The sequence below is a fragment of the Methylorubrum podarium genome (assembly GCF_022179745.1).
GTDB lineage: Bacteria > Pseudomonadota > Alphaproteobacteria > Rhizobiales > Beijerinckiaceae > Methylobacterium > Methylobacterium podarium.
In genome coordinates this window covers 1-10,740 of record NZ_BPRD01000191.1, presented here as the reverse complement: position 1 = coordinate 10,740, position 10,740 = coordinate 1, and the positions used below count along the sequence as shown (strand labels likewise).

The window sequence follows — 10,740 nt, the reverse complement described above, 5'->3', positions numbered from 1 at the left end:
GACATCGAGCGCGACATCGAGATCGTGGCGCTGCCGGACATGATCGGCGCCGCGGTGCCGACCCCGCGCCTCTACGCCGAGCCGACGCCGCCGGTGATGCATTGCGTCCCGCTCGGCCTTTCCGAGATGCGCCGGACCATGCGGGCCATCCTCGACCATCTCGACGAGCGCGCGGTCGGGCTGTTCGTGGTCGACGTCTCGGCCGAGATCGCGCTGCTCGCGCGCATCGCCAGCGTGCCGGCCGTTCAGATCCGGATGCACGGCGACCGCGGCGATATCGGGCATATCGGCGCCTACGAGGCCTGCGTCGGCATGCTCGCGCCCTTCGACGAGCGGCTGGAGCAGGACGACTACCCGGCGCATCTGCGTCGAAAGACCTTCTACAGCGGCGGCCTGTGCACCAGCATCGACCGGGTGCCCGACCGCGCCGAGGCCCGCGCCCGGCTCGGCCTCGACCCGGCGCGCGAGATCGTCGTCGCCGTCACCGGGGGCGGGGGCAGCGGCACGCCCTACGCGCCGCTGACGGTCGCCGCCCGCGCCGCGCCCGACGCGCTCTGGCTCACCCTCGGGCCGACCCACCGCGAGGGCCACGAGACCGACTTCGCCAACCTGCGCGAGCTCGGCTGGGTGCCTTCGGTGACCGACTACCTCGCGGCCGCCGACATCGTCGTCGCCTCGGCCGGCGACAACACCGTGCACGAGGTCGCCCGGGTCGGCGGGCGGCTCATCGTCATGCCGGAATGGCGCTATTTCGGCGAGCAGACCCGCAAGGCCGAGGTGCTGGTCCGCCTCGGCGCCGCGGTCCAGGCGCCGCGATGGCCCGGCGACCTCCAGGGCTGGCGCGACCTCCTCGCCCGCGCCCGCAGCCTCGACGGGAGCGTGCTGCGCAGCCTCTACGCGCCGGACGCGGCCCGGCGCGCGGCCGGCTGGCTCGAAGGGCTGACCGACGAGCTGTGGCAGGGCCGGCCCGCCGCCGAGGCGCCGGCCCCGCTGCGCGTCGTCGCGGCCGGCTGAACGACCCGTCCCCTCCCTCGATCGCCGGAGCCCAGGCACCGCATGTCCACCGTGTCCGTCGTCACCCTGGCCAAAGGGCGATCCGCTCATCTGCGCAACGTCCTGCGCGGGCTGGAGCGCCAGACGCAGAAACCCGCCGAGTTCATCGTCGCCGTGATGCAGGACGCGCCCTACGACCTGCCGGAGGTCGGCTTCCCCGTCCGCCAGATTCCGGTGACGGGCACCGAGCTGCCGCTCGCCGCCGCGCGCAACCGCGGCGTGGCGGCGGCCTCCGGCGCGATGATCGCCTTCCTCGACGTCGATTGCATCCCGACGCCCGACTTCGTGGCGGATTACGCCCGGGGCCTCTCGGAGCTCGACGGCCTGCTGATGGGCGAGGTGCTGCACCTGCCGGAGCGCGCGACGTCGGGCGAATGGGACTATCCCGACCTCGCGGAGGTCGCGGAAAAGCATTCCGACCGGCGCGGCCCGCCCGCCTCGGGGCTCGAGATCTGCACCGATTACCGCTGCTTCTGGTCGCTCAACTTCGCGATCCGCCGGGCGACGTTCGAGGCGGTCGGCGGCTTCGACGAGCGCTACACCGGCTACGGCGGCGAGGACACCGATTTCGGCAAGATCCTCGACCGGCGCGGCATCCCCATCGCCTGGATGAAGGGCGCGCTGGCCTATCACCAGTACCACCCGCACCACATGCCGCCGATCCACCATCTCGACAGCGTGGTGCGCAACGCCGAGCTGTTCGAGGCCAAGTGGGGCTACCGCACCATGGGCCACTGGCTCTACGCCTTCAAGGTGATGGGCCTGATCGACGACACGCCCGACCGGCCGATCCGCATCCTGCGCCGCCCCGACGCCGCGGACCTCGCGCTCACCGGACAGCAGAGCCACCAGCCCTACACCAACGCCGCCTCCGTCATCCGCTTCCTGGAGGCGAAGGCGCGCGAACGGGATGCGGCGGAACCGGCCCCGGTGACGGTGACGGTGCCGGTGACGGCGTGAGGATCGCGCTCCTCGCCCATCTGCGCCACCCGATCGCGCCGCCCTTCGCCGGCGGGTTGGAGGCCCATACCTGGCATCTCGCCGAGGGGCTGACGGCGCGCAGCCACGACGTCGTGCTATTCGCCGCCGGCGACAGCGACGGGCGCTTCGCCATCGACCCGGTGATCCCCGTGCATCACGAGCGACGTTTCCCGGGGATGGAGCACCGGGGCGATCCGGAGCTGAGGGCGCATGTTGACGCGGGCTATGCCGCCGCTTGCGACCGGATCGCCGCCGGCGGCTTCGACGTGCTGCACAACAACAGCCTGAGCCGGCTGCCGCTGGAGCGCCGCCGCACGGAGGCGGTGCCGACGGTGACCTCGCTGCACGTGCCGCCCTACGACGCCCTGCGCTGGTTCGTGCACGAGAGCGTCACCCCCGGCCACCGCATCACCGCGACCTCGCGGGCGCACGCTCGGGCGTGGTGGCCGGAAGGCGCGCCGCCGCAGGTCTCGGTGCTGCACAACGGCATCGATCCCGCCGCCTGGCCCTTCCGGGAGCAGGGCGACGGCAGCGCCGTCTGGTGCGGGCGCATCGCGCCGGTCAAGGGCACGCACCTCGCTGTTCGCGCGGCCCGGCGGGCGGGCCTGCCGCTGACAGTGTTCGGCCCGATCGAGGAGCCCGCCTACTGGGAGAGCGCGGTCGCCCCGCTCCTCGGCGGCGGGATCCGCTACGGCGGCCATCTCGGCGGCGCGGCGCTGGCGCGCGAGATCGGCCGCGCCTCCGTCTTCCTGTTCACCCCGTGCTGGGACGAGCCGTTCGGGCTGGTGATGGTCGAGGCGATGGCCTGCGGCCTGCCCGTGGCCGGGTTCGCCCGGGGCGCGGCCGAAGAGATCGTCGGCGAGGCCGGCCGTCTCGTTCCCCCCGGGGACGAGGCCGCCCTCGCCCACGCCCTCGACGCGGCGCGCGCGATCCCGCGCGCGGTCCCGCACGGGCGCGTCCTGCGCCTGTTCACCCGCGACCGGTGGCTCGACCGGTGCGAGGCCCTCTACGCCGAGGCCCGCGCCGCCTGACCCGCTCCCATCCGCGCCGGACCCTCCGGGCGCACCTCTCCCCGCAGCCCGAGCCGAGAATGACCCGACACGACCTCATCGCCGCGCTCTGGCACGGCCGCGATCCCTTCGCCGATCCCCCGGACGGGCTGCGTCCCCTCGACCTGCAGGGCTGGCGCAGCGGGCACCCCTATCTCGCGGAGGCGGTGGAGCAGGTCCGCCCCGCCGTGGTCGTCGAGGTCGGCACGTGGAAGGGAGCGAGCGCGCTCCACATGGCCCGCACCATGGCCGAGCGCGCGATCCCGGGCACAGTGATCGCGGTCGATACCTGGCTCGGCGCCGTCGACCACTGGGCGGACGAGGGCCTGTTCGCCGAACTCGCCACCGAGCACGGCTTCCCGAGCCTCTACCGCACCTTCCTCGCCAACGTCCTGCGCGAGGGGCTGGCCGAGCGGGTAGTGCCGCTTCCGCTCGACTCGGTGAACGCCGCCGCGCTGATGCGCCTGCGCGGCGTCACCGCCGACGTGATCCATCTCGATGCCGGCCACGAGGAGGCATCGGTCGCGGCCGATCTGCGGGCCTGGTGGCCGCTGCTGCGGCCCGGCGGCCTGTTCATCGCCGACGATTACGACCGCCTCGGCGGCCGCTTCCCCGGCGTCACCCGCGCGGTCGATCAGTTCTGTGCGGAATGTGCGGTCGAAGGCCCATGGTCTTTCGACGGGAAATGCAAGTTCAAGAAGCCCGATCGACGATGATCCTTGATCTCGACGAGGCGGAGACCCGCTGCCGCCCGGTCGCCGTCGACGGCCCCCTCGTCGAGGCCGAGCGGATCCGCCTCGGTATCGCCTTTGCCCGATCCCTCGCCGACGCGTGTTCCTGGGCAGATGAAATGCGCTATCCTGCACTCTCCTGCGACTGAGAGGTGAGGCGTCCGCGACATGCATCCCGGTTTCCTGTCGCTGGACGCTTTTCTGGCGCGCAGGGCGGCCGACCGGCGCCTTGCCCGTCTCACGCACGATGTTCCTCTCCCCGAGGCCCGGGGTCTCGAATTCGGGCCAGCGAACAACCCGACGGCCCTGCCGGAGGGAATCCGCGTCGTCTATGTCGATCGCGCCGTCGACGCGCAGGCCAGCCTCGACGAGGCCGTGCCGATCGATCACGCCTGGGCGGGCTCCGGCTCGCTGGCGTCCGTGCTCGGGACGGACGGCCTCGACTTCGCCATCGCCGCGCAGGTCGCGCAGTACGTGCCCAACCTCCTCGGGTGGTTTCGCGGCATCCATGCGGTGCTGCGGCCCGGGGGCGTGCTCAACCTGTCGCTGCCCGACCGGCGCTTCATGTTCGATGCGGGGCGGGCCGACAGCACCATCGCCGAACTGGTCGAGGCCGACCTGCTGGACTACGGCCGGCCGAGCCCGCGCCAGATCTTCGCCCACACCTATCAGGCGCTCGCCATCGAACCCGGCGGGATCTGGGCGGGCGAGGATCCGGCGCGGGCACCGCGATTGTGCGGCGAGGCCGCCCTGGCCCTGGCCTACGAGCACGCCAGGGACACCCACGCCTCGGGCCGCTATCAGGAGTGTCATTGCTGGGTGTTCACGCCCCTGTCCTTCCTCGACCTCGTCGAGGCGGCGGCCCGTCTCGGTCTGTTCCCGTTCGTGCTGAACCGGATCGCCGCGACGGAGCCGGAGCAGTTCGAGTTCTACGTGTCGATGCGGCGCGACGGCGAAACGGATCCGGAGGCGCTGCGCGGCATGCAGGTGGGCGCCGTCGCCCATCTGCGTCAGATCCTCGAGCGGCAGCAGCGGACGGCAACGCTGCTCGCGATGCGGTGAGAGGGCTGACTCGATCGAGATCAGGGCGAAGCCTGTCTCACCCCCGCGAGGCGTGAGGACGGCCCTCCGTCGCGCCAGCGATGACGAACCTCGCCGAAGCACGAAATCGGAATGGCGCCGCGAGGGGCGGGATTTCGTATGGATCGCCATTGGCTGGTTCGACCCGAGCGAACGAACCAGGAGCGAGCATTTCCGACGCTGCGCATTCTTAGACAGCAAGTTTCTATCTAGGCTGCCCCGCCCGAATGGGCCACGGCTCCGGTACTCCCACGACGTTTAGCCCGAGGAGCGGGCGCGGAGATTTTCAGGCGCTCCCCGGCCAGAGTTGCTTGCCGGGGAGCGCTTGCACCCGGTCCCGCTCGGCCTGGACCGCTTCCGGCAGCCGAGATCTCAGCGGGTCCGGTCAGCGGTCCAGCACGGCCCGGTCGTTCTTGGCCACGAGCGTGCGGAAATGAGGCGTCAGCTCGCTCTCGGACAGCGCGAAAGCCTGCGCGAATTGCAGGATCAGCCGCTCCTCGCCGGGCTCGGCCTCGCCGTCCGCCATCGCGCTGTCGATCATGTTCAGGACGATGCAGAGCCGCTGATCCGGCCGCAGCCGGGGCGCCGCATCGGCGAGGAACTGGGCCGGCTGGGTGGCGCGGGTGTAGCGCAGGACCGCGTCGAGCTGCGAGCGCGTCGCGTTGCGTCCCAGGACCGAGATCAGGTGGCCGATCTCCTCGGGGTCGATCTCGCCGTCGGAGGCCATGCAGTAGATCAGCGAGGCGGCCAGGCAGTTCCGCGGCGTGAGGTCGAGGGACGCTTGCGGCTTGAACATGTTGAACATCGGCGGACCTCTCCAGGCGTTGCGGGCTCCTCGTTGCGGCGGCGAGGATGATGGCCCCACCTACGCGCTTCGTGCATCGGAATGACGACAGCGCGGTCCTCGGGTCACCCCGTGCCGAGGGACCGGCCGCTCACCAGCGCGGAGAGGCCGGCTGCGTTCCGCGCGGCCCGCAGCGCCGCCGCGTTCTCCGGGTCCCGCAGCCGGCGCGCGACGCGGGCCAGGGCGTTCAGGGGCTCGCCGCCGCTCTCCGTCGGCAGCAGCAGCAGGAACACGAGGTCGACCGGCCGCTCGTCGACCGCCTCGAAGTCGAGGGGCTCGCGCAGGCGCGCCAGGAGGCCGTAGGGCCGCCGGACGGCGTCCAGGCGCGCGTGCGGCAGGGCCACGCCCGCACCGATCCCGGTGGAGCCGAGCCCCTCGCGCCGGACGAGGGCCGCGAGGATGTCGTCGGCGTCGAGGTCGAGCGCCCGCGCCGCGCGCCGGGCCAAGTCTTCGAGGAGGGCGGCCTTGCCGGAGGCGCGCAGGCCGTGGATCACGCTGTCCGAGGCGAGGAGGTCGTCGAGGGTCATCGCGCCGTCCGGCCTCCGGCGGTCCTCGGGGCCGGCGTCACGGCTTCGGCACCGGCACGGCCGTCCCGGGCGTGGGGGCCGGTTCGTCGTCGGGCGCCCGCAGGCGGTAGCCGACGCCGGTCTCGGTGAGGAGGATGCGCGGGCGCTCGGGATCGACCTCCAGCTTCTGCCGCAGCTGGCGCATGTAGACGCGCAGGTACTGGGGATCCGACGAGACCGAGACCGCCTGCATCAGCTGGGCGTGGGTCAGCACCTTGCCGGCATGCATGACCAGGACCCGCAGGAAGTCGTACTCGCGCGGGGTGAGCTTCACCTCGGCGCCGTCGATCCGCACGATGCGCCGGACGAGATCGACCGAGAGGCGGTCGACCCGGAAGACCGGGCGCTCGCCCTGGACCGCGAGCTGGTGCCGCAGGGCCGCCCGCAGGCGGGCGAGCAGCTCCGCCATGCCGAAGGGCTTGGTGACGTAGTCGTCGGCGCCGAGATCGAGCGCCTCGACCTTGCCGCCTTCGTCGTCGCGGCTCGACAGCACCACCACGGGCAGGCCGGGATGGCGCGCGCGGATCGCGCGCAGCAGGTCGTGGCCGCGCATGTCGGGCAGCCCGAGATCGAGGATGATCAGATCGACCCTGTCCCGCCCCAGCACCGCCTGCGCCGCGGCGGCGCTGCCCGCCTCCAGGATGGCGTAGCCCTGCGTCGCGAGCCCCGTGCGCAGGAGCCGGCGGATCGGCGGCTCGTCGTCGATGACCAGGATGGTCGGGCTCATAAAATCGGGCTCATGGGATCGGGCTCATGGAATCGGGCTCATGCGGCGATGTCCCTCGCGGTCCCGGCCGGAACCGGCAGGGTGACGGTGAAGCAGGCCCCGCTTCGGTCGCGGCGGTTGGCGGCGGAGACGCGCCCGCCCATCGCCTCGACGAAGCCGCGGGCGATGGCGAGGCCGAGCCCCGTGCCGGCGCGGACCCGGTCGCCCTTGCGCACCCGGTAGAACTTGTCGAACACGCGCTCGGCCTCCCCCTCGGGCAGCCCGGCCCCCTCGTCCAGCACCTCGATGCGGACCGACGCGCCGTCGCGGCGGGCGCGGACGGTCACCAGCGTGTCCTCCGGGGCGTATTTGGCGGCGTTGTCGAGCAGGTTGACGAGCACCTGCTCGAACAGGACTGGATCGAGCCTCAGGGTCGGCAGGTCGGGCGCGACCTCCACCGCGACCCGGTGACCCGCGAGCACCGCCTCGACCCGGCGCAGGGCCGTGTCGACGGTCTCGGACACGTCCTGGGGCACGCGGTTCGGCGTCACGGCGCCGGCCTCCAGGCGGGTCATGTCGAGGAGGTTGGCGATGAAGCGGTTCAACCGCTCCGATTCCTCGATGATGGTCGCGAGCAGGTCCGCCTTGGCCTCGGGCGGGAGCGCCGCGTCGAGGTCGCGCAGGGTGCTGGCCGCGCCGAGCACGGAGGCCAGGGGCGTGCGCAGGTCGTGGCTGATCGAGGTCAGGAGCGCCCGCGCCAGCCGGTCGGTCTCGGCGGCGCGCTCGGCCCGGTCGAGGTCCTCCACCAGCCGCACGCGCTCGATGGCGAGCGCGCCCATGTCGGCGAGGGCGTCGAGGAGGCGGCGCCCCTCCGGCGTCAGGATCGGCCCGGTGCCGTCGGCGTCGAGGCCGATCACGCCGAGGGTGCCGCGGCCGGTGCGCATCGGCAGGAACAGGCGGCGGGCGCCGGGCAGCGTGTCGGCGCCGCGCCCGGCCGGGCGGTCGTTGTCGAAGGCCCACTGGGCGGCGGCGCGGTCGGCCTCCTCCAGCCGGTCCTCGGGCGGATAGCCGGCCCGCACGGTGACGGCTCCCTCCTCGGGCAGGAGCAGCACGACCCGGACCTTCAGCATGGCCGCGACCTGGGCGGAGGTGGCCCAGAGCACGTCGTCGAGGGTGCCGCAGCCGGAGAGCTTGCGGGAGAAGCCGTAGAGCCGCTCGGTCGCCCGCGCCCGGCCCTGGCTGACGAGGGCGAACCGGCGCACCCGCGCGGCGAGGTTCGAGACGACGACCGCCACCACGGTGAAGAGGAGGAAGGCCGCGACGTTGGTCGGGTCGGCGATGGTCAGGGTGTAGACCGGCGGCAGGAAGAAGAAGTTGTAGGCGAGCGAGGCCGCCACGACGGCGGCGAGCGAGGGGCCGAGGCCGAAGCGCACCGCCACCGCCACCACCGCCGTCAGCAGGATCAGGTCGGCGTTCTCGACGCCGGTATAGGGCTGGAGCAGGAGGGCGAGGCCGAGCCCCGCCGCCGTCGCGGCGAGCGAGAGGGCGTAGGCGCTGAAATCGACCCTTGCGGGCGGCGCGAGGGTGGCCACCGGGCGGCGGGGCGCGGTCTCGAGCGGCACGGCGGCGCCCGGCACCACGTGCACGCTGATGTCGCCGCAGCGCCGCACGAGGTCGTGCACCACCGAGCCGTTCAGGAGCTCGAAGGCCCAGGAGCGCGTCGCCTTGCCGACGACGATGTGGTTCACGTTGGCGGAGCGGGCATAGGCGAGGATGTCGTCGGCGATGCGCCGCCCGCCCGGCAGGGTGACGGCGTCGCCCCCGAGCCGGTCGGCCAGCCGCAGGGCCTCGGCGATCCGGTCGCGCTGCGCCTCGCCGAGCGACGCCGCCCGCGGCCCCTCGATGAAAAGCGCCGTCCAGGGCGCGTGCAGCCGGTCGGCGAGACGCTTGGCGTAGCGCACCAGGCCGCCGGAGCGCGGATCCTCGCTGACGCAGACCAGCACCCGCTCGCCCGCCGCCCAGGGGCCGGGGATGGCGTTCGCCCGCATGTGGCTCAGGAGCTCGTCGTCGACCCGGTCGGCGGTCCGGCGGAGCGCCAGTTCGCGGAGCGCCGTGAGGTTGCCGCGGGAAAAGTAGTGCCGGAGCGCCCGCTCGGCGTTCGAGGGCACGTAGACCTTGCCGGCCTTCAGGCGCTCGATCAGGTCGTCGGGGTTGAGGTCGACCACCTCGATGTCGTCGGCCCGGTCGAGGACGCCGTCCGGCACCGTCTCGCGCACCCGGATGCGGGTGATCGAGGCGACCACGTCGTTGAGGCTCTCGACGTGCTGGATGTTGAGCGTCGTCAGCACGTCGATGCCGGCCTCGAGCAGTTCCTCGACGTCCTGATAGCGCTTCGGGTGGCGCGAGCCCGGCGCGTTGGTGTGGGCGAGTTCGTCCACGAGCGCGAGGTCCGGCCGGCGAACGAGCAGCGCGTCGAGGTCCATCTCCTCCAGCACCGTGCCGTGATAGGGCACGGCGCGGCGCGGGACGACCTCGAAGCCGTCGAGCAGCGCCTCGGTCTCGACCCGGCCGTGGGTCTCGACCACGCCGACCACGACGTCGGCGCCGGCCTTGAGCCGCGCGCGGCCGACGGTGAGCATCTCGTAGGTCTTGCCGACGCCGGGCGCGGCCCCGAGGAAGAGCTTGAGCCGGCCGCGGGTCCGCTCCTCCCGGCGCGCCGCGTCGAGCAGCGCGTCGGGCGAGGGGCGGTTCGGGTCGCGGCCAGTCTCGCTCATGCGCCTTTCTCGGTCACGCGCCCTTCTCAGCGGCGGGCTCCGGCGGCGGCAAGGTCGTCCAAAGCGAGGTTCAGCGCCAGCACGTTGACGCGCGGCTCGCCGAGCAGGCCGAGGGTCCGCCCCCGCACCTGCGCGGCGACGAGGCCGCGGACCGCGTCCTCGGGCAGATTGCGGGCACGGGCCACCCGCGGCACCTGGAACAGGGCGGCCTCGGGCGAGAGGTCGGGGTCGAGCCCCGAGCCGCTCGTCGTGACGAGATCGACCGGCACCGGCCGGCCGGGATTCTCGGCCTTGAGTCGGTCGAGGTCGGCCCGCACGCGCTCGGCCAGAGCCGCGCTGGTGGGGCCGAGGTTGGAGCCCATGGAATTGGCCGCGTTGTAGGGCGCCGGCACGGTCTTGCCCGCGTCCGCCGGGTCCGGCGCGGTGGTGGCCGAGGGGCGGCCGTGGAAGAAGCCGGCCCCGGTGAAGGACTGCCCGATCAGGGCGGAGCCGACGATCCTGCCGTCGCGCTCGATCAGGCTGCCGGCGGCCTCGGCCGGGAAGATCGCCCCGGCGAGGCCGGTGACCGCGAGCGGGTAGGCGAGGCCGGTCACCGCCGTCAGGGCGACGAGGAGGACGAGGGCGGGGCGGAGCGGGTTCGACATGGCGTGTTCCATTCTAAGCGAGGTGGAGGGCGGAGACGGCCATGTCGATGGCCTTGATGCCGAGGAAGGGCACCAGCACGCCGCCGAGGCCGTAGACGAGGAGGTTGCGCCGCAGCAGCGCGGCCGCCCCGACCGCCCGGTAGGTGACGCCCCGCAGCGCCAGCGGGATCAGCGCCACGATGACGAGCGCGTTGAAGATGATGGCCGAGAGGATCGCGCTCTGCGGCGAGGCGAGCCCCATCACGTTGAGCGCCTGGAGCGGCGGATAGAGCGTCAGGAACATCGCCGGGAGGATGGCGAAGTACTTCGCCA

11 protein-coding genes and 1 pseudogene are annotated in these 10,740 nt (G+C 73.0%); 6 read left to right on the top strand and 6 right to left on the bottom strand.

Annotation, left to right across the window (positions count from 1 at the left end):
* From MFF42_RS10505 to MFF42_RS10480, 6 genes are all read left to right on the top strand, one after another.
* A partial coding sequence (locus MFF42_RS10505) for a glycosyltransferase (RefSeq protein WP_238255708.1) occupies positions 1 to 1,014 on the top strand: 1,014 nt, incomplete at its 5' end.
* Between the two features lie 42 nt (positions 1,015 to 1,056).
* A complete protein-coding gene (locus tag MFF42_RS10500) occupies positions 1,057 to 2,013 on the top strand; it encodes a glycosyltransferase family 2 protein (RefSeq protein ID WP_238255707.1) in 957 nt (318 codons plus the stop codon).
* Positions 2,010 to 3,065 (top strand): glycosyltransferase, encoded by a 1,056-nt coding sequence (locus MFF42_RS10495; RefSeq protein ID WP_238255706.1) that lies wholly within the window; start codon positions 2,010 to 2,012, stop codon positions 3,063 to 3,065. Before MFF42_RS10500 ends, MFF42_RS10495 begins: the two co-directional genes overlap by 4 nt.
* Positions 3,066 to 3,124: 59 nt before the next feature.
* Complete coding sequence (locus tag MFF42_RS10490) at positions 3,125 to 3,799, top strand: class I SAM-dependent methyltransferase (protein WP_238255705.1); 675 nt, start codon at positions 3,125 to 3,127, stop codon at positions 3,797 to 3,799.
* Positions 3,796 to 3,963: a hypothetical protein gene (locus MFF42_RS10485; RefSeq protein WP_238255704.1), complete on the top strand. Its 168-nt coding sequence runs from the start codon at positions 3,796 to 3,798 to the stop codon at positions 3,961 to 3,963. Before MFF42_RS10490 ends, MFF42_RS10485 begins: the two co-directional genes overlap by 4 nt.
* Positions 3,964 to 3,982: 19 nt before the next feature.
* Positions 3,983 to 4,876, top strand: a complete 894-nt coding sequence (locus MFF42_RS10480; RefSeq protein ID WP_238255703.1) for a methyltransferase domain-containing protein — start codon at positions 3,983 to 3,985, stop codon at positions 4,874 to 4,876.
* Between the two features lie 403 nt (positions 4,877 to 5,279).
* Here the strand turns inward: MFF42_RS10480 and MFF42_RS10475 are convergent, their stop codons facing one another.
* The 6 genes and pseudogenes from MFF42_RS10475 to MFF42_RS10450 all read right to left on the bottom strand — a co-directional run.
* Positions 5,280 to 5,699, bottom strand: coding sequence for a tellurite resistance TerB family protein (locus MFF42_RS10475; RefSeq protein ID WP_238255702.1), 420 nt, complete (start codon positions 5,697 to 5,699; stop codon positions 5,280 to 5,282).
* Positions 5,700 to 5,803: 104 nt separating this feature from the next.
* Positions 5,804 to 6,265, bottom strand: coding sequence for a PTS sugar transporter subunit IIA (locus MFF42_RS10470; RefSeq protein ID WP_238255701.1), 462 nt, complete (start codon positions 6,263 to 6,265; stop codon positions 5,804 to 5,806).
* Between the two features lie 37 nt (positions 6,266 to 6,302).
* Entirely contained in the window at positions 6,303 to 7,031 is a 729-nt protein-coding gene (locus MFF42_RS10465; protein WP_238255700.1) for a response regulator, read from the bottom strand.
* A gap of 38 nt (positions 7,032 to 7,069) precedes the next feature.
* Positions 7,070 to 9,784: a DUF4118 domain-containing protein gene (locus MFF42_RS10460; RefSeq protein WP_238255699.1), complete on the bottom strand. Its 2,715-nt coding sequence runs from the start codon at positions 9,782 to 9,784 to the stop codon at positions 7,070 to 7,072.
* A 26-nt stretch (positions 9,785 to 9,810) separates the two neighbouring features.
* The gene (locus MFF42_RS10455; RefSeq protein WP_238255698.1) at positions 9,811 to 10,428 is read right to left on the bottom strand and encodes a K(+)-transporting ATPase subunit C; all 618 of its coding nucleotides are present in this window, start codon (positions 10,426 to 10,428) and stop codon (positions 9,811 to 9,813) included.
* Positions 10,429 to 10,441: 13 nt separating this feature from the next.
* Positions 10,442 to 10,740 (bottom strand): annotated as a pseudogene (locus MFF42_RS10450) (potassium-transporting ATPase subunit B); the annotation flags it as partial.